Annotated in this window: 15 protein-coding genes and 1 riboswitch; of the genes, 3 read left to right on the top strand and 12 right to left on the bottom strand. The window is 69.9% G+C overall.

The features are described 5' to 3' along the window. Window positions 1-24: 24 nt before the first annotated feature. From BKA10_RS08425 to BKA10_RS08410, 4 genes are all read right to left on the bottom strand, one after another. The gene (locus tag BKA10_RS08425; protein ID WP_183499483.1) at window positions 25-417 is read right to left on the bottom strand and encodes a YrdB family protein; all 393 of its coding nucleotides are present in this window, start codon (window positions 415-417) and stop codon (window positions 25-27) included. Window positions 418-447: 30 nt separating this feature from the next. Continuing rightward, on the bottom strand, window positions 448-2,553 hold the full coding sequence (locus BKA10_RS08420; RefSeq protein ID WP_183499482.1) for a sigma-70 family RNA polymerase sigma factor: 2,106 nt from the start codon (window positions 2,551-2,553) through the stop codon (window positions 448-450). A 364-nt stretch (window positions 2,554-2,917) separates the two neighbouring features. Then, entirely contained in the window at window positions 2,918-4,063 is a 1,146-nt protein-coding gene (gene nagA, locus BKA10_RS08415) for an N-acetylglucosamine-6-phosphate deacetylase (protein WP_183499481.1), read from the bottom strand. Next, a complete protein-coding gene (locus tag BKA10_RS08410; RefSeq protein WP_183501121.1) occupies window positions 4,060-5,619 on the bottom strand; it encodes a beta-N-acetylhexosaminidase in 1,560 nt (519 codons plus the stop codon). The genes nagA and BKA10_RS08410 overlap by 4 nt, the downstream gene beginning before the upstream one ends. A gap of 171 nt (window positions 5,620-5,790) precedes the next feature. After that, a riboswitch (ZMP/ZTP riboswitch) is annotated at window positions 5,791-5,873 on the top strand. A 66-nt stretch (window positions 5,874-5,939) separates the two neighbouring features. Between BKA10_RS08410 and glyA the strand changes: the two genes are divergently transcribed. Together glyA and BKA10_RS08400 are read left to right on the top strand one after the other, a co-directional pair. Further along, the gene (glyA, locus tag BKA10_RS08405) at window positions 5,940-7,214 is read left to right on the top strand and encodes a serine hydroxymethyltransferase (RefSeq protein ID WP_183499480.1); all 1,275 of its coding nucleotides are present in this window, start codon (window positions 5,940-5,942) and stop codon (window positions 7,212-7,214) included. 231 nt (window positions 7,215-7,445) lie between these two features. Beyond that, window positions 7,446-8,327 carry a bifunctional methylenetetrahydrofolate dehydrogenase/methenyltetrahydrofolate cyclohydrolase gene (locus BKA10_RS08400; protein WP_183499479.1) on the top strand — a complete coding sequence of 294 codons (882 nt, stop codon included), beginning with the start codon at window positions 7,446-7,448 and terminating at the stop codon, window positions 8,325-8,327. A gap of 98 nt (window positions 8,328-8,425) precedes the next feature. On the opposite strand, the gene BKA10_RS08395 is transcribed toward BKA10_RS08400, so the two are convergent. The 4 genes from BKA10_RS08395 to BKA10_RS08380 all read right to left on the bottom strand — a co-directional run bounded on the left by BKA10_RS08395 (window position 8,426) and on the right by BKA10_RS08380 (window position 11,595). Continuing rightward, window positions 8,426-9,178, bottom strand: a complete 753-nt coding sequence (locus tag BKA10_RS08395; RefSeq protein WP_308221550.1) for an amino acid ABC transporter ATP-binding protein — start codon at window positions 9,176-9,178, stop codon at window positions 8,426-8,428. Next, entirely contained in the window at window positions 9,175-10,020 is an 846-nt protein-coding gene (locus BKA10_RS08390) for an ABC transporter permease subunit (RefSeq protein WP_183499478.1), read from the bottom strand. Before BKA10_RS08390 ends, BKA10_RS08395 begins: the two co-directional genes overlap by 4 nt. Window positions 10,021-10,062: 42 nt before the next feature. After that, window positions 10,063-10,887, bottom strand: coding sequence for an ABC transporter substrate-binding protein (locus BKA10_RS08385; RefSeq protein ID WP_183499477.1), 825 nt, complete (start codon window positions 10,885-10,887; stop codon window positions 10,063-10,065). A 168-nt stretch (window positions 10,888-11,055) separates the two neighbouring features. Continuing rightward, window positions 11,056-11,595 carry a hypothetical protein gene (locus BKA10_RS08380; RefSeq protein WP_183499476.1) on the bottom strand — a complete coding sequence of 180 codons (540 nt, stop codon included), beginning with the start codon at window positions 11,593-11,595 and terminating at the stop codon, window positions 11,056-11,058. Window positions 11,596-11,789: 194 nt separating this feature from the next. Between BKA10_RS08380 and BKA10_RS08375 the strand changes: the two genes are divergently transcribed. After that, entirely contained in the window at window positions 11,790-13,247 is a 1,458-nt protein-coding gene (locus tag BKA10_RS08375; protein ID WP_183499475.1) for an MFS transporter, read from the top strand. Between the two features lie 43 nt (window positions 13,248-13,290). Here the strand turns inward: BKA10_RS08375 and BKA10_RS08370 are convergent, their stop codons facing one another. From BKA10_RS08370 to hpaE, 4 genes are all read right to left on the bottom strand, one after another. Then, window positions 13,291-14,088, bottom strand: coding sequence for an HpcH/HpaI aldolase family protein (locus BKA10_RS08370; RefSeq protein WP_183499474.1), 798 nt, complete (start codon window positions 14,086-14,088; stop codon window positions 13,291-13,293). Further along, complete coding sequence (locus BKA10_RS08365; protein WP_183499473.1) at window positions 14,073-14,858, bottom strand: 2-keto-4-pentenoate hydratase; 786 nt, start codon at window positions 14,856-14,858, stop codon at window positions 14,073-14,075. The genes BKA10_RS08370 and BKA10_RS08365 overlap by 16 nt, the downstream gene beginning before the upstream one ends. A 150-nt stretch (window positions 14,859-15,008) precedes the next feature. Beyond that, on the bottom strand, window positions 15,009-16,175 hold the full coding sequence (hpaD, locus tag BKA10_RS08360; protein ID WP_183499472.1) for a 3,4-dihydroxyphenylacetate 2,3-dioxygenase: 1,167 nt from the start codon (window positions 16,173-16,175) through the stop codon (window positions 15,009-15,011). Between the two features lies 1 nt (window position 16,176). After that, a complete protein-coding gene (hpaE, locus tag BKA10_RS08355) occupies window positions 16,177-17,700 on the bottom strand; it encodes a 5-carboxymethyl-2-hydroxymuconate semialdehyde dehydrogenase (protein ID WP_183499471.1) in 1,524 nt (507 codons plus the stop codon). Between the last annotated feature and the right edge of the window lie 9 nt (window positions 17,701-17,709).

Below are 17,709 nucleotides of genomic sequence, written 5' to 3'. Positions count from 1 at the left end.
GTCCGCGCTCATGGGCAGGTGCCGTCAGGCCAATCGGCGACGGCCCGCGATGAGGCCGACGGCGACCGCGATGACGCCGAAGGCGAGGCCGATCCAGGCGTACCCGGCACTCCACCACGCGACGGTGGCCGCGGCGTAGACGAGCAGTTCGACGAGCGCCCGCACGAACGGGTGCACGCGGATCACCGCACGCGGCGAGACGAACAGCGCCCACAGCAGGATGGCGGCCACGGGCGCGGCGATGCCGGCGACGATGTTCCACGGGAACGGCCAGGCGGTGAAGCCCCAGAATGCAAGAGTCCCGAACGCGAACAGCTCGCACAGGAAGGCGAGAACGTCGATCGCGGTGAGCGCAGGTCGGGTCCCGGCGGCGGGCTCGGCCGGCTTCTCGGGGCGCACGTGAGGGAGTTCGGCCATGGGGTCCAGTTTACGCGCACCGGCCAGGTGTCAGAGCAGGTCGCTGAGGCGGACGGTCGTCGCCGGCCCCCGCTCGTCTCCCGAGACGTAGGCCAGCAACACGTCGACGTCCCGCACGAGCTGGGACAATGTCGGCCGGAAGACGAGGGTGGCGCCGCCGGCGTCGTTCAGCGTTGCTTCATAGCGGCGGCTGTCACCGCTCAGCCACAGTTGCACCGTCGCGCCGGGCGTGCCGTCGACGGCCACCTCGACGTGGGTCCGGAAATCGTCGTCGATCCAGGTAACCGAACCGCCGAGCGTCGGCTGACCCTCCGGGAGGGTCAGCGTCGGCTCGGGCTCGGGCTCGGGCTCGGGCGTCGGCTCGGGCGTCGGCTCGGGCGTCGGCTCGGGCGTGGGCGTCGGCTCGGGCGTAGGCGTAGGCGTGGGCTCGGGCGCGGGCGTCGGATCAGGCGTGGGCGTCGGCTCGGGCGTCGGCTCGGGCGTGGGCGTCGGCTCGGGCGTAGGCGTAGGCGTAGGCGTGGGCTCGGGCGCGGGCGTCGGATCAGGCGAGGGCGTGGGTGTCGGGTTGGGCGTGGGCGTCGGCGTCGGCTCGGGCGTGGGCTCGGGCGTGGGCTCGGGCGTGGGCGCGGGCGTGGGCTCGGGCGTCGGATCAGGCTCGGGCGTGGGTGTCGGGTTGGGCGTGGGCGTGAGCTCGGGCGTAGGCGTAGGCGTGGGCTCGGCCGTAGGCGTGGGTGTCGGTTGTGGTGAGGCAGTCGGGTCGGGTGTCGGCCCGGGCGCGGGCGTCGCTGTCGGATCAGGCCCGGGCGTCGGTGTCGGGCCAGATGCCGGCGTCGGCTCGAGGGACGGCTCCCGCGTGGGTGCCGGGTGCGGCGTGGGTTCGAGACTCGGAGCGGGGGTCGGTATCGGGCCAGGCGTCGGCGTCGGCGTCGGCGCGACCGGGCGCGGTGCGGGCGCCTCGGGCGCGACCGTGGCCGGAGCCCGCGCCGGGGCGAGGCCGCCGGGGAGCGGGACCGACGTAGCCGGAGCTGTGAGGCCGCTGGGCGCGGGCGCGGGTGCAGGTGCAGGCGAGGCCGACGCGGCCTCCGGGATCAGTGTCGAGCCGCCGACGATCGACGTCGGCGTGGCCTGGGAGACGAGCGGCACCACGACGGCCAGGGTGCCGCCGATCACGACGGCAGCCGCCAGGACGCCCGCGAAGGAGATGGTCAGCGATCCGGCGGAGGCCGCACCCGCACCGCCACCCACGATGCCGGGGCCGGCCGTGGCCGCCGCCGCATCCGTCAGCACGATCGCGTCCGGGATGACGGGAGACGCGTCGGCGGCCATCGCGACGGCCGAGAGCGCTCCGTGCTGCAGGCTTGCCAGATAGGCGGTCGCAGCACCTGCGCCGATCGTGAGCGGAAGGATCACGATCGGGAGTCGGTGCGAGACCGCTTCGGCCTCGGAGGCGATGATGGCGCACCTGGCGCATTCGGCGATATGGGTGTCGACCTTTGCCGTGTCGCGCTTGCCGAGGGTGCCGCGGGCGTGCACGCCGAGGCGCTCGATCGTCCATTGGCACGGCGATCCATCGGCGACCGAGCGCAGGTGTGCCTGGATCCACGCCGCGCGCAGCCCCTCCCTGGCGCGGAACGCGAGTTGCGCCACCGCCGTGGCCTTCATGCCGAGTAACGGCGCGATCTCGGCCGGCTTCATCTGCTCGATCTCGGTGTACCAGAGCACCTCCTGCCACCGCGTGGGCAGAGTGCGGAAGGCCTGATGGGTCAGACTTCGGTCGAGGGCGTCGTCGGTGGCGTGCGCCTCGGCGGCGGGATCGGCAACTCCATCGAGGATGTCGATCGCCGTTTCGCGACGCGCGCGCCCCCATCCTGCTGCGGTGTTGCGGATGCTCGTGAACAGGTAGGCGCGAAAGGCTCCTGTCGGCCCGCCACCCTTCTGGATCGCATGGAAGATGCGAGTGTAGGCCTCTTGCACGAGATCATCCGGGTCGAGCGAAGAGGTGACCGCGCGCGCCACCGATATGCCCGAGCGATAGTGCCGTCGCCACAGCTCTGCGAAGGCGTCTCGATCACCCGATCGCACCCGAAGCACGAGATCGACATCGGCGATCTCGGCCGCGTCGTCGTCCGTGGTCATTTCGGCTCCTTTTGCCGTCGGGTTCGCGCGGCGCGATCGCGCGCCCTTCTGTGAGACGCGCAGAGCGCGCGATCATGACGCGGGTCGTCCTATTCTCTCTGAATCCGCCGCGACGGGAGCGACGTGCACCGGTTCGTGGGACTTCTTGCCGGAGTCGCGTCATAGAACGGCGGGGACCGCATCTGTATGGGTGGATCCGATACGTCGGCGCACGGAGGGAACCGTCGGCGCGCGATGGCAACTGGGGCCGGATCTCGTCATCCGAGCCATCGGGATCGGGACGCTGCGCCTGGGGAGACGCGGCATCCCGTTATGGGGACAGCGCGGGGCGATCGTTCGGGGGGACGGTCGCCCCGCCGCCACATCAGATGCGGCTGCCGTCGATCCACACGTCGATGACCGTGAGGCCGGCATCGAACACGACGGCGTCGGCGGCGGCGCCCGGCCGCAGTGACCCGTACCGGTCGCCCAGCCCCAGTGCGCGGGCCGGCACAGAGCTCAGCGCGGCGACGGCGTCAGGCAGCGCGATGCAAGCGGCGACCGCCGTGCGCAGCGCCGCATCCTGCGTGAGGGTCGAGCCCGCGATCGCGCCGTCGCTGTCGAGCCGGGCGGTGCCGTCGGCGACGGTCACGGCCAGACCGCCCAGTACGTAGCGGCCGTCGCCGACGCCCGCGGCGGCCATCGCATCGGTGATGAGCGCGATCCGTCCGGGCGCGCCCGCGAAGGCGAGCGCGATGACATCCGGGTGCACGTGGATGCCGTCGGCGATCAGCTCGAGGGTCACACGCTCATCGCGCATCGCGGCGACGATCGGACCGGGGGCGCGGTGGTGGATGCCGGGCATCGCGTTGAAGGCATGCGTGAGCAGGGTCGCACCGGCGTCGAACGCCGCCTGCGATTGGGCGTGAGTCGCGGCCGTGTGTCCGACGGCGACTGCGACACCGGCATCGACGAAGCGGCCCAACGCATCGAGCCCGCCGGGCAGCTCGGGGGCCAGCGTCACCTGACGGATCGTGCCGCGGCCGGCGGTGAGCAGTCGCTCGACGGCCTCCGGTTCGGGGGCGCGCAGCAGGCTCTCGGTGTGTGCGCCCTTGTGACCGGCATCCAGGAACGGCCCTTCCAGATGCGAGCCGAGAATGGTGGGATCTGCCTCGGTGAGGTCGGCGATGACGCCCACGCGGCGCGCGAGGTCATCGATCGACGCGGTCACCAGCGACAGCACCGCGCGGGTGGTGCCGTGTGCGAGGTGCACGGCGCGAGCCGTCGCGATCGCATCGGGGCCGTCGTCGAAGGCCACGCCGCCGCCGCCGTGCCCGTGCAGGTCGATGAACCCCGGGGTCAGATAGGCACCCGCCAGGTCGACGGCGTCGGCACCCGCGTAGGCCGCGTCGGCACGCCAGGCGTCGCCGGTGCCGGTCGCCGCCACGAGCCCATCGGCGAACCCGGCCCAGGCGTCGTCGGTCACGAGACCGCCATCGACGAGGCGGCCGCCGTGCAGGATGGTCGTCATCCGGTGCTCCATTCGATGCCCGCCAGCGGGGTGTACCCGATACCCATGCTGGACCACAGTGGTCCGAGTGCGCCGACACGGTGGCGGAACGACTCCCAGCTGCGCTGCTCGGTCGAGCCGAGCGCCGGCGACCAGGCCGCCTCTGCGGCGGCCGCGATGCGCGGGAAGGCCAGCGCGTCGATGTCGTCGAGGGTGCGGACCGTCTCGGTCCACAGAGGTGCCTCCACGCCGAGGATGTCGGCCTCGCCGACCCCGTCGATCACCTCGGCCGGGTCCCACTCGTACGCGCGCTGCGCCGAGGTGACGCCGCGCGCCCAGGTGAGGCCGAGTGACGAGTCTGCGTCGAACTTCATGTCGAGGTAGATCGCATCGGCGGGCGACATGATCACCCGCGCGCCGTTGCGGACGAAGGTGCGGGTCTTCTCGTCCATGCCGTCGGTCGGAGTGACGAACCCCCAGTACTGGCCGACGGTCGTCGGGGCCAGGCCGGTCGCGGCGCCGGCCTCATGCCACGTGATCGGCGTCTTGCCGAGACCTGCGACGATCTCGGTGGCACGCGCCATGAACACGGCGAAATCCTCGGGCGCGGTGCCCAGCGCCTCGTCGCCGCCCACATGCAGATACGGGCCGGGGTTGAGTGCGGCGACCTCGCCGAGCACGTCCGCCAGGAACTCGTAGGTGGCCTCGTCGTTGATCTTCAGCGACGAGAACCCCACCGCCATGCCGTCGTAGTCGACGCCGTTCACCGGCAGCTCGCCACCGTAGTCGCGCGCGATCTCACGGATGTGCTCGCTGATCACGGGCTCTTCCGACAGCTCGGGGTAGGCCAGCGACACGGCGTGCGTGTGGCCGGGCATGTCGATCTCGGGGACGACGGTCATGTGCCGGCTCGCCGCGTAGGCGACGATGTCACGGTAGTCGGCCTGCGTGAAGAATCCCCCCGGGTCGCCGCCCACCGCCGAGTCCGACGAGAGCTCCGTCAGCAGCCGGCGCGAGGCGATCTCGAGGCGCCACCCCTGGTCGTCGGTCAGGTGCAGGTGCAGATGGTTGAACTTGAGGCTCGCCGCGCGGTCGATGTAGGCCTTGACCGTGTCAACGCCGTGGAAGTGGCGGGCCACGTCGAGCATGACACCGCGGTACGCGAACCGCGGGACGTCGTCGATCTCGGTCACCGGGACGACCCAACGCTCGCCGTCACGCGCGATCAGCTGTCCGAGGGTCTGCACGCCGTAGAACAGGCCGGCCGCGTCGGCACCGTTGATTGCGACCACGTCCTCGGTGACGGTGAGCCGGTACGACTCGGCGGGGCCGCCGGCGGTCAGCGTCAGCCGGATCGATGGCGCCGCCGCTTCTCGGTCGCTGCGTCGCCCTGGGGCGGAACCGGACTCGCCGCCGAACCGACGAAGCTCTGCCCCCGTACGCGTGGTCACGAGCTGCTGCAGCGCGGCGACGGCATCCGCTTCTCCGGACACGATGACCTCATCGGTGAGCCGGAACGGGGGCCCGTCGACCGCGGACAGCGCGGTGGGGGCGGGGACGACGGCGGGTGCAGACACGGTGGCTCCATTCTGGTCGGCTGGAACGCATCCCGCCAAGGTCGCGGCCGTCAGCGCGACGACCAGTGCGAGCGCCCGCAGCGGGGCGGCCGTGGGTCGGCGTCGACCAGCCATGTAAGGAGTCCTTACAAATAGTTGTGCGCCAGCTTATCAGCGCCGCATCCGTTATGCTCGGATCGTCGCGACTGGCGTTGAGGTGGGCAACCACCGGGGAGCGACCGTATGGCATTCGACCGCACGCCTGGGCCGGGTCACGATAAACCGTCGCGCCCGCGGCGGTCCTTCGACACCCGCATCACGTCCAGCCGTAGGAGATCGTCATGACCGATTCCGTCTTCAATGCCCCGCTGTCCGAGGTCGACCCCGAGATCGCACAGGTGCTCGAGCGTGAGCTCGACCGCCAGCGCGGATACCTCGAGATGATCGCCTCGGAGAACTTCGTCCCCGTCTCGGTCCTGCAGTCGCAGGGCTCGGTGCTCACCAACAAGTATGCCGAGGGCTACCCCGGGCGCCGCTACTACGGCGGCTGCGAAGAGGTCGACGTCGCCGAGGAGCTCGCGATCGAGCGCGCGAAGGCGCTGTTCGGTGCCGAGTTCGCGAACGTCCAGCCGCACTCCGGTGCCTCGGCCAACGCCGCCGTCCTGCACGCGATCGCCCGCCCCGGCGACACGCTGCTCGGCCTCTCGCTCGACCAGGGCGGCCACCTCACGCACGGCATGAAGATCAACTTCTCGGGCCGCCTCTACAACATCGTCGCCTACGGCGTCGACCCCGAGACCAGCGTCATCGACATGGCCGAGGTCCGACGACTCGCGCAGGAGCACAAGCCCAAGGTCATCATCGCGGGCTGGTCGGCATACCCGCGCCAGCTCGACTTCGCCGCCTTCCGTGCCATCGCCGATGAGGTCGGCGCGCTGCTGTGGGTCGACATGGCCCACTTCGCCGGGCTCGTCGCCGCGGGTCTGCACCCCAACCCGGTCCCGCACGCGCACGTCGTCTCATCGACGGTGCACAAGACGATCGGCGGGCCCCGTTCGGGCTTCATCCTCAGCAACGATCCCGACATCGCCAAGAAGATCAACACCGCGGTGTTCCCCGGTCAGCAGGGCGGACCGCTCATGCACGTGATCGCCGCGAAGGCGACGGCGTTCAAGCTCGCCGCGACGCCGGCGTTCAAGGAGCGCCAGGAGCGCACCCTGCGCGGTGCGGCTCTGCTGGCGGAGCGACTGTCGCAGCAGGACGTGATGGATGCCGGCATCTCGATCCGCTCGGGCGGCACCGACGTGCACCTCGTTCTCGTCGACCTGCGTAATGCGGCGATCGACGGCAAGCAGGCCGAAGACCTGCTGCACGAGATCCACATCACGGTCAACCGCAACGCGGTGCCCAACGACCCGCGGCCGCCGATGGTCACGTCGGGTCTGCGCATCGGCACGCCCGCGCTGGCTACCCGCGGCTTCGGCGACGCGGAGTTCACCGAGGTCGCCGACATCATCGCCCTCGCGCTGAAGGGCGATGCCGACGTCGAGGCCCTGCGCGCCCGCGTCGCGGCCCTGACGGCCGCGTTCCCCCTGTACCCCGACCTGCAGCAATAGCCCCCCGGCATCCACCCCCCCCACCCCCCGGCATCCACCCCCAGCCGCGAGAGAACAGTGCGGCGCCGAGAGAACGGGTGAACCCCGTTCTCTCGGCGGCCGGTTGTTCTCTCACCGACGGGGCGAGGCCGATCGACTTCCGATAGAAGGAACCGGAGACCGCGCGAGCGGCCCGCTTGTGGCATGGTTCTCAAGTCAGCTCCGGTTCTCCCACCCGAAAGGACTCCTCACGTGACTGCGATCCGACTCGACGGCAAGGCGACCTCGGCCGCCATCAAGGACGAACTGCGCGAACGCATCGCCGCGCTGAAGGCGGACGGCGTCGTCCCCGGAATCGCGACCGTGCTGGTCGGCGCCGATCCGGCATCCCAGCTCTATGTCGGGATGAAGCACCGGCAGTCGGAAGAGCTCGGGATGAACTCCATCCAGCGCGAGCTTCCCGCCGACGCCACACAGGACCAGGTCGAGGCGCTGATCGACGAGCTCAACGCCGACCCGGCGTGCCACGGCTACATCGTGCAGCTGCCGCTGCCCAAGCACCTCGACACCGACGCGATCCTCGAGCGGATCGACCCGGCCAAGGATGCCGATGGCCTGCACCCCACCAACCTGGGGCGCCTGGTGCTGAACGTCAACGGGCCGATCGACACGCCGCTGCCGTGCACGCCGCGCGGGGTCATCGAACTGCTGCTGCGCAACGACTACGACCTGAAGGGCAAGCATGTCGTCGTGGTCGGCCGCGGTGTCACGATCGGCCGCTCGATCGGGCTGCTGCTGACCCGCCGTGAGCTCAACGCCACCGTCACGCTCACTCACACGGGCACCGTCGACCTGCCGCGGTATCTGCGCGAAGCCGACGTGATCGTGGGCGCCGCGGGCGTCAAGCACCTGGTGCGCGCCGAGGACGTGAAGCCCGGCGCCGCCGTGCTCGACGTCGGCGTGACGCGTGAGACCGACCCGGATACCGGGAAGTCTGCGGTGTTCGGCGACATCCACCCCGATGTCGCCGGCGTCGCCGGGTACCTCTCGCCGAACCCCGGGGGAGTGGGCCCCATGACGGTCGCGCTGCTGCTGACGAACGTGGTCGAGGCCGCGGAGCGCGCCGCACGTTGATGTTGCCCTGACGCGAATTGCGGGTGCGTGAGCGGAACACCCGCGCTTCGGGTCAGGCGACCAGCGGCCCCGAGCGACGCCGCCGAACGGCGCACCGCTCAGGCGGTGAAGCGCGCCAGGAACTCGCGCGTGCGCGCCTCGCGCGGGGCGGCGAGTACCTCGGCAGGCGTGCCTTCCTCCAGCACCCGGCCCTCATCCAGGAACACGACCCGGTGGGCGACGTCGCGGGCGAATGCCATCTCGTGCGTGGCCATCAGGATCGTGGCCCCGTCCGAGGCCAGCTGACGCACGAGCTCCAGCACCTCACCCACCAGCAGCGGATCCAGCGCCGAGGTGATCTCGTCGAGCAGCAGCACTTCGGGGTCGGTGGCGATCGCCCGCGCGATCGCGACGCGCTGCTGCTGTCCGCCCGACAGCCGGTCGGGATGGTCTTTGGCCTTGTCGGCCAGGCCGACGCGGTCGAGCAGCGCGAGCGCCCGTTCCTCGGCCGCACGCCGCGGCATCCGCCGTACGACGCGCGAAGCGAGCGTCACGTTGTCGAGCACCGACAGGTGCGGGAACAGGTTGAAGCTCTGGAACACGGCGCCGAACCGGGCGCGCACGCTGTTGGCATCCACTCGCGGATCAGAGATGTCGGCATCGCCCAGGAAGATCTGACCGTCGTCGATCGGCTCGAGCAGTCCGAGGCAGCGCAGCAGCGTCGACTTGCCCGATCCGCTCGCACCGATCAGGGCCACCACCTCGTGGGTTGCGAGCGACAGATCGACGCCGCGCAGCACCTCGCGGTCGCCGAACGACTTCCACACTCCGGTGGCGCGCAGGAGCGCGGTCGAGGAGGCGATACGGGTCACAGGATCGCCCCCGCCTGCTCGCGCTCGCGCACACGCGCGGTGTACCAATCCGTGAGCCGGATCGTGGGAATCGCCAGCAGCACGAACAGCACCCCGGCCACCACATACGGGGTGAAGTTGTAGATGAGGTTGGTCTCGATCTGCGCCGCCCGCACGGCGTCGACGGCGCCGAGGATCGAGATCAGCCCGACGTCCTTCTGCATCGCGACGAAGTCGTTCATCAGCGGCGGCGTCACCTTGCGCACCGCCTGGGGCAGGACGACCCGGCGCAGACTCTGCCCGTAGTTCAGCCCCAGTGCCCGCGCCGCGAGACGCTGCGAGGGGTGCACGGCATCGATGCCTGCGCGGATGACCTCGGCGACATACGCCGAGTACGTGAGCGTGACGCACACGACGCCCAGCACCCACAGCGGGATGCGGGTATTCGTCAGGGCCGGGATGCCGAACCCGAACACGTACAGGACGATGATGAACGGCAGGCCGCGGAACAGGTCGGTGTAGGCGGCCGCCAGCACCCGCAGCGGGAAGAAGACCGGCCCGGGCAGTGTGCGCAGGGTCGCCAGCAGCAGCGCGAACAGGGCGACGGTGATCACCGACAGGCCGAGCACCTGCAGGTTGAGCAGGAACCCGTCCCACACGCGCGGCAGCGCCTGCAGCGCGACCTCCGGGTCGAAGAACATCTGCTGCACCGATGCCCAGCCCGGCGTGTTGATGATCGTGACCCACACGATCACGGCGAACGCGAGCGTCGACCCGATCGCGACGAGGACCGACTGCCGTGAGCGGCCTTGCCGGTACGCGCGCCGATCGAGCTCGAGCGCGCTGGGCTGATGAGTGGTCACGGAATGACGCTAGTCGAGGGGATGCCGGTCACCGCACCCGCATCACTGCAGCAGCGTGACGCCCTGGCCCGAGCCGAGCCACTCGTCGGTGATCTCCTCGAGCGTGCCGTTGTCGCGCAGGGTGTCCAGCGCAGCGGTCACGCGCTCGGTCAGCGGCGAGTCCTTGCCCAGGAGCAGGCCCCACTCGTCGGGAACGCCCGCGGCGGGCAGCTCACCGACGATGAACGAGTTCTCGATGTACACGCCGGTCGCGTAGTACGCGGTGGGCAGGTCGAGCACGAGTCCATCGATCTGGTTCGCCTCGAGCGCCGCCTTGGCGTCTTCGTTCGAGTTGTACAGGCGCGGCTCGACGTTCGGCTGCACGGCCTCTTCGATCGTGGTGGCGCTGGTCGACCCCGCCATCGCGCCGAGGGTCAGGTCCTTCAGTCCTTCGATCGAGTCGACGCCGTCGGCCGCGCCGCCTTCGATGGAGACGACCGCCTGGCTGGCCGCGTAGTACGGCGACGAGAAGTCGACGGCCTGCTTGCGTTCGTCGGTGATCGTGTACTGCTGGATGTTGAAGTCGAAGTCCTTCGGCCCCGGGGCGATGGCGGACTCGAAGGTGGTGCGCACCCAGACCACGTCTTCAGCGGCGAAGCCGAGCTCTTCGGCGACCGCGTACGCCACGGCGGCCTCGAACCCCTCGCCCGATTCGGGCTCGTTGTCGATCACGTAGGGGTAGTAGGCCGGTTCGCCGGTGCCGATCGTGAGCTTGCCGGGCGTGACGTAGCCCTTGTCGGCGTCGTCGGTGCCGGACGCGCACCCGGTGATGATGAGGGCGGCGGCTGCGACCGAGACGGCCAGAACAGTGCGCACAGAACGCGACATGGGAAATCCTCCGGGTGCGGGGTGGCCGGCTCCGAGTGGGGTGAGTGGATGCCGGGGCAGCCGACGAGCGGATGCCGTGGCATCCATCATCCCGCGCCGAGGTGCCACCCGGCGCGCGCGGCGACGCTTTGTTACGCGCCCGTCATCTGACCGGCGTGTGCTCGCGGGTCAGCCGAGATCGTCGAGCATCTTGCGCTGCTCGGGGGTGAGACCGTCCTTGAGCTCCTCGCGGCCGGTCTGCGCGGCCGGTGACGCGGGGGCCGCGGCATCCACACTGGCGGCGCGCCCGCCGGTGGCCCTGTCGTACAGCGCGCCGGCTCGCGTCTCGACCTTGTCGTCGATCTGGTCGTAGATGATCCAGGCGATCAGCAGGAAGACGGGCGGCAGCGCCCACCCCCAGAAGAAGCCCGACACGTTCACGCCGGACAGGAGCACGACGAGGATCCAGATGATGAGTTCGACGACGAACACGATGCCGTACTGCACAACCTTCTCACCGGCCTTCGTGCGATCACCGGCCGACTTCGCGGCCGAGCCGGTGAACAGCTTCGTGATGAGGGGCTTGAGCCAGATCGTCGCGAGGGCGAGCACGAGCGCGGCCCACAGTACGGCCCACCCCACGCGCACGCTGGGCAGCACGCCGATGAGCAGCAGCACCACGATGTTGAACACGTACAGCGAGCCGAAGCGCACGATCCAGGACTTCATGCTTCCAGGGTGTCATGCGCGGTTCGCGGTCGCCACAGACGCGCCCGGATGCCGTTTCGCCCGCATGCGCGCGGTATGATTGACGTTCGCTCGGCTCCTGTCCGAGGTGGTCGACGGCTCGCTCCGTCGGTCCGAGGCTCGAAACCTCCGGCATCCTTCACCAGACACCGGAGGTCTTTTCTATGTCTACAGTCATGTCCGCGAACAAGCGCTGGTGGGCGCTGGGCGTCCTCGCTCTCACTCAGCTGGTCGTCGTCCTCGACGGCACCATCGTCAATGTGGCCCTGCCCCAGGCGCAGGTCGAACTCGGCCTCACGGATGGCCAGCGCCAGTGGGTCGTCACGGCCTACGCCCTCACCTTCGGCGCGCTGCTGCTGCTGGGCGGACGGATCGCCGACTATTGGGGGCGCAAGCGGACCTACCTCGTCGGAATGGTCGGCTTCGGCGCGGCATCCGTCTACGGTGGAATCGCCGCGACCGGCACCGATCTCATCATCGCCCGCGGCCTGCAGGGTGTGTTCGCGGCCCTGCTCGCGCCGGCGGCCCTGGCGCTGCTCACCGTCTCATTTCCGTCGGGCCGCGACCGCAACGTCGCCTTCGCCGTGTTCGGAACGGTGGCCGGTGCCGGTGCGGCGGTGGGCCTCGTGCTCGGCGGAGTGCTCACCGAGTTCTTCGACTGGCGCTGGTGCCTGCTGGTCAACATCTTCTTCGTCATCATCGGCGTGATCGGCGCGCTCCTGTTCCTCACCGAGAGCAAGGCGGGCGGCGAGAACAGGTACGACTGGCCGGGCGCGGTCACGGTGACTCTGGGCCTGGGCGCACTGGTCTACGGCTTCAGTCTCGCCGAGTTCGGCTGGGGCAGCCCATGGACGATCGGCTTCCTGGCCGCCGGGGTCATCCTGCTGGCGGCGTTCGTGTGGATCGAATCGCGGGTGACGCAGCCCCTGCTGCCGTTGCGCGTGATCACCGACCGCGTGCGCGGCGGGGCGTTTCTGATCCAGGCCGTCGCCGGCAGCGTCATGATCGGTGCGACGCTGTACCTGACGTTCCACCTGCAGATCGTGCTGGGCATGCCGGCGCTGTGGGCGGGGCTGGCGAGCCTCCCGATTCCGCTGGCGACCATGCTCCTCGCTCCGGTGTCGACAGCGCTGTTGTCCCGGTTCGGCGGGCGACCCCTGCTGATCGCCGGCCCGCTCGTCGTGGCCGCGGCGCTGCTCTACCTCTCGCGCATCACCCCGACCGGCGCGTACGCGGTCGAGGTCCTGCCCGCACTGATCGTCATGGGTGCGGGCATGTCGTTCGTCTTCGTGCCCTTGCAGAACCTGGCGCTGGCCGGCGTCGCGCCGCATGACGCGGGTGCCGCCTCAGCGACGGCGAACTCTGCGATGCAGATCGGCGGATCGATCGGACTGTCGGTGTTCACGGCAGTGTACGTCGCGGGTATCGGCGGCGTGGAAGGTCACCCCTCGCCCGCGGTGATGACTGCGGCCTACGGCGCGATCTTCGTGGCAGCGGCCATCGGCATGGTCGCCGCCGCCGTGATCGCCTTCGTGCTGGTCCGTGGCCCGCGCGCCGGTGCGGCGCCGGCCGTCTCGGACGAGGCCGCCGAGGCGCTCGCCGAGGATGAGGTCGCCGACCTCGCGTACACCTGAACCGGGGGTCGGGATGCCGGGGGCGTGCGTCCCCGGCATCCCGTCAGTACGACGCGCGCTTCGCCTGATCGGATGCCGGGATCCAGCGGGCCGCGAGTGCTTCCGATCCGCGCGCGAGCAGCGCGACGTCGGCGCCGACCAGCAGGAACGAGGCGCCGGCATCCGCATACGACTGTGCGACGGCGGGGTCGAACGCGTTGACGCCGAACGGCGTGCCGGTGACCCCGATGTCGTCGAAGGCGCGCAGCACCGCTGCGGTCACCTCGGGGTGGGTCTGCTGGCCGATGAGGCCCATCGATGCGGCGAGGTCGGACGGGCCGACGAACACCCCGTCGACTCCGTCGACCGCGGCGATCTCGCCCGCGGCATCCACCCCCGCCATCGTCTCCACCTGCACGAACAGCGACACGTACCGGTCCGTGTCCTGCAGGTAGTCGTCGACGCGGTTCCAGCGCGCCGACCGGGCGAGGGCAGACCCGACCCCGCGCCTGCCGCGCGGGGGGTAGCGGACCGCCTCGACGACCTCGCGCGCCTCGTCGGCGGACGAGATCATCGGCACGAGGATGTTCTGCGCGCCGAGGTCGAGCACCTGCTTGATCGTGACGACGTCACCGATCGGCACCCGCACGACGGGCGCGACCGGGTGGGCGGCCACGGCCTGCAGCTGCGCGAGGACCGACTCGAGAGAGTTGGGGGAGTGCTCCATGTCGATGAGCATCCAGTCCATGCCGGCACCGGCCATGATCTCGGCCACCAGCGGCGACCCGGAGCACGCCCAGATGCCGGCGAGGGGGCGGGATGCCGCGGCGAGGTCGTCGCGGAAGGTCAGACGAAGCGGCATGTGATCGTTCCCATCGGTCCGTAGTCGCACAGTACCTCGTCGCCGCGGTGCACCCACATGGGCCGCGTGAACGACCCCGCCAGGATGATCTCGCCGGCCTCGAGCCGCGCACCGTGCTGGTGGAACTTGTTCGCGAGCCAGGCGACGCCGGTGGCCGGGTGGTTCAGCACGCCCGCGGCGACGCCGGTCTCCTCGATCTCGCCGTTCTTGAACAGCAGACCCGGCACCCAGCGCAGGTCGATCTCGTCGGGGCGCTTGCGGACCTCGCCCAGCACCATGGCACCGTAGGCGGCATTGTCGCTGATCGTGTCGACGATCGTGCGTCCCTCGAGCTCGATGTGGGAGTTGAGCACCTCGAGCGCGGGGATGACATAGTCGGTCGCCGCGAGGGCGTCCTCGAGCGTGCAGTCCGGGCCCTCCAGCGGCGTCTTGAGGACGAACGCGAGCTCGACCTCGATGCGCACGTTCGAGAAGTGGTCGACGGGGATCTCGGCGCCCGACGGGTACACGGTGTCGTCGAACATGACCCCGTAGTCGGGCTCGCTGATGCCGGTCGCCTGCTGCATCGCCTTCGAGGTGAGGCCGATCTTGCGGCCGACCAGACGTCGCCCCGAAGCCAGCATCTTGTCGCGCCAGATTCCTTGAATCGCGTAGGAGTCCTCGATCGTGGCATCCGGATACCGCGCCGTGATCCGTGGGATCACCCCGTGCGTCCGGCCCGCCTCCGCGAGCTCCTCCGCGATTCGCCCGATGGTCTCAGCATCCAGCATGTCCGAACCTCTCTTCGTCTCTTCTGCGATCGTGCAACGGAGCCCCACCTCTACGTGAGGGCGGAGGGTTCGCCCGTTCGGACAATCGGGGTGCAGGGGTCCCCGCTCTTGTCCCGAACGGGCGAACCCGGAGCCCGCCCCGACCAAGATCTACAGCTGGTGCCCGAGCTTGTACTCGCCCTGCTTCCACTCCGGCATCGACTCTTCGCCCTCCTCGGGTCGGGTGTACGAGAATCCGTCGGCGCCGATCGTGACGGCCATCTCAGAAGTGTCGGTACGGGCCACGACCGGCTGCGGGTTGCCGTCGAGGTCGAGCACGAGCGAGGCGTCGGTGTACCAGGACGGCACGACCGGGGTGCCCCACCAATCGCGGCGCTGGTTGTCGTGGACGTCCCAGGTGACGACGGGGTTGTCGGGGTCGCCGGTGTAATAGTCCTGCGTGTAGATCTCGACGCGGTGGCCATCGGGGTCGCGCAGGTACAGATAGAACGCGTTGCTCACGCCGTGGCGACCGGGGCCGCGCTCGATCCGGTCAGACTGGCGGAGGGCGCCGAGCTTGTCGCAGATCGCGAGGATGTTGTGCTTCTCGTGCGTCGCGAAGGCCACGTGGTGCATGCGAGGCCCGTCGCCGCCGGTCGTGGCGGTGTCGTGCACGGTGGGCTTGCGGCGCATCCAGGCGGCGTAGACGGTGCCGTCTTCGTCCTGGATGTCTTCGGTCACCCGGAACCCGAGGTCCTGGTAGTGGCGGACGGCGCGGGGTACGTCCGGGGTGACCTGGTTGAAGTGGTCGAGGCGCACCAGGGCTCCCGGGGTGTACAGGTCGTAGCGCCATGCCAGCCGCTCGACGTGCTCGGTCTCGTAGAAGAACTCGTACGGGAAGCCGAGGGGGTCGACCACGCGCACGGAGTCGCCGATGCCCTTCGTGAAGCCGTCCCGGTTGCGGCGCACGTCGCAGCCGAGCTCGGCATAGAAGGCCTCGGCTCTGTCGAGGTCTTCGGGACTGCGGACGCGGTACGAGAACGCGGCCACGGCGGCGACCGGTCCCTGGCGCAGCACGAGGTTGTGGTGGATGAACTCCTCGAGCGAGCGCAGGTAGACGGTGGTGTCGTCCTCTTCGGTCACGGTCAGTCCCAGCACGTCGACGTAGAACGCGCGCGAGCGCTGCAGGTCGGTGACGACGAGTTCCATGTACGCGCAACGCAAGATGTCGGGCGCGGGCGCGGCGGGCGTCGCCACGGCGTTGTCGGAGTGGATCGGCGCCTCCTGCGAGACGAAGAAGCCCGACGAGGTCTTGGTCATTTCTTCACGGTTGGTCATGTCAGCGTCCTTGCTTGCCGAAGGTGGGGTTGTGGACCGCGCCGAGCGTGATGTGCACGGCCTGCTGGTCGGTGTAGAAGTCGATCGAGCGATAGCCGCCCTCGTGGCCGAGGCCCGAGGCCTTCACCCCGCCGAACGGAGTGCGCAGGTCCCGCACGTTGTTCGAGTTGAGCCAGACCATGCCGGCCTCGACGGCTTGCGAGAAGTTGTGCGCCCGCTTGAGGTCGTTGGTCCAGATGTACGCGGCCAGGCCGTATTTCGTGTTGTTGGCCAGGGCGAGGGCCTCTTCGTCGGTGTTGAAGGGCGTGATGGCCACCACCGGGCCGAAGATCTCCTCCTGGAAGATGCGGGCCTCGGGCGCCACATCGGCGAAGACGGTCGGAGCGACGAAGTTGCCGAACTCGAAGCCTGAGGGCTGCCCGCCGCCGGCAACGAGGCGACCTTCGGTCTTGCCGATCTCTACGTAGCTCATGACCTTGTCGTAGTGCTCGGGGTGCACGAGCGCACCGACCTCGGTGGCCGGGTCGTGCGGGTAGCCGACCTTCACGCGCTTCGCCTGAGCGGCATACTTCTGGACGAACTCGTCGTAGACGTCCCGCTGCACGAGAATGCGGCTGCCGGCGGTGCAGCGCTCGCCGTTCAGCGAGAACACACCGAAGATGGTGGCGTCGATCGCGGCATCCAGATCGGCGTCGGCGAACACGACGGCGGGCGATTTGCCGCCGAGTTCCATCGAGAGGCCCTTCAGATACGGGGCCGCGTTGCCGAAGATCAGCTGCCCCGTCGAGCTCTCGCCGGTGAACGAGATCAGGGGCACATCGGGGTGCTTGACGAGGGCGTCCCCGGCATCCTCACCCAGGCCGTTGACGAGGTTGAACACGCCCGCCGGCAGGCCCGCCTCTTCGAAGATGCCCGCCCACAGCGAGGCCGACAGCGGAGTGAACTCGGCGGGCTTGAGCACGACGGTGTTGCCGGTGGCCAGGGCGGGTCCGAGCTTCCACGACTCGAGCATGAACGGCGTGTTCCAGGGGGTGATGAGTCCCGCGACGCCGATCGGCTTGCGGTTGACGTAGTTGATCTGGCGGCCGGGCACCTTGAAGGTGTCGTCGGCCTGCGCGACGATCAGGTCGGCGAAGAAGCGGAAGTTCTCGGCGGCGCGGCGGGCCTGGCCGAGCGCCTGGCTGATGGGCAGGCCCGAGTCGAAGCTCTCCAGTTCGGCGAGCCGCTTGTCGCGCGACTCGACGATGTCGGCGATCTTGTGCAGCACGCGCGAGCGCTCGCGCGGCAGCATCTTGGGCCACGGGCCCTCGGTGAAGGCACGGGTCGCGGCGGCGACGGCGAGGTCGATGTCGGCCTTCTTGCCGGCGGCGGCCTGCACGTACACCTCGTTCGAGACGGGTTCGAGGACGTCGAAGGTGTCGCCGTCGACCGAGTCGACGAAGGCGCCGTCGATGTAGTGCTGGATGCGGGTGGGCAGGTCGGCCGGGACGTGGCGCCGGTCGAGTGCGGGGGTGGTGCCGGTCATGTTCTTCCT

The organism is Microbacterium invictum (assembly GCF_014197265.1).
In the GTDB taxonomy this organism is placed as follows: domain Bacteria; phylum Actinomycetota; class Actinomycetes; order Actinomycetales; family Microbacteriaceae; genus Microbacterium; species Microbacterium invictum.
This window is presented reverse-complemented; position numbering and strand designations above follow the sequence as displayed.

Excerpts from the sequence above, each read along its gene's own strand:
- glyA (WP_183499480.1), top strand. The coding sequence starts at position 5,940 with ATGACCGATTCCGTCTTCAATGCCCCGCTGTCCGAGGTCGACCCCGAG.
- BKA10_RS08425 (WP_183499483.1), bottom strand. The coding sequence starts at position 417 with ATGGCCGAACTCCCTCACGTGCGCCCCGAGAAGCCGGCCGAGCCCGCC.
- BKA10_RS08375 (WP_183499475.1), top strand. The coding sequence starts at position 11,790 with ATGTCCGCGAACAAGCGCTGGTGGGCGCTGGGCGTCCTCGCTCTCACT.
- hpaD (WP_183499472.1), bottom strand. The coding sequence starts at position 16,175 with ATGACCAACCGTGAAGAAATGACCAAGACCTCGTCGGGCTTCTTCGTC.
- BKA10_RS08365 (WP_183499473.1), bottom strand. The coding sequence starts at position 14,858 with ATGCTGGATGCTGAGACCATCGGGCGAATCGCGGAGGAGCTCGCGGAG.
- hpaE (WP_183499471.1), bottom strand. The coding sequence starts at position 17,700 with ATGACCGGCACCACCCCCGCACTCGACCGGCGCCACGTCCCGGCCGAC.
- nagA (WP_183499481.1), bottom strand. The coding sequence starts at position 4,063 with ATGACGACCATCCTGCACGGCGGCCGCCTCGTCGATGGCGGTCTCGTG.
- BKA10_RS08380 (WP_183499476.1), bottom strand. The coding sequence starts at position 11,595 with ATGAAGTCCTGGATCGTGCGCTTCGGCTCGCTGTACGTGTTCAACATC.
- BKA10_RS08385 (WP_183499477.1), bottom strand. The coding sequence starts at position 10,887 with ATGTCGCGTTCTGTGCGCACTGTTCTGGCCGTCTCGGTCGCAGCCGCC.
- BKA10_RS08420 (WP_183499482.1), bottom strand. The coding sequence starts at position 2,553 with ATGACCACGGACGACGACGCGGCCGAGATCGCCGATGTCGATCTCGTG.
- BKA10_RS08370 (WP_183499474.1), bottom strand. The coding sequence starts at position 14,088 with ATGCCGCTTCGTCTGACCTTCCGCGACGACCTCGCCGCGGCATCCCGC.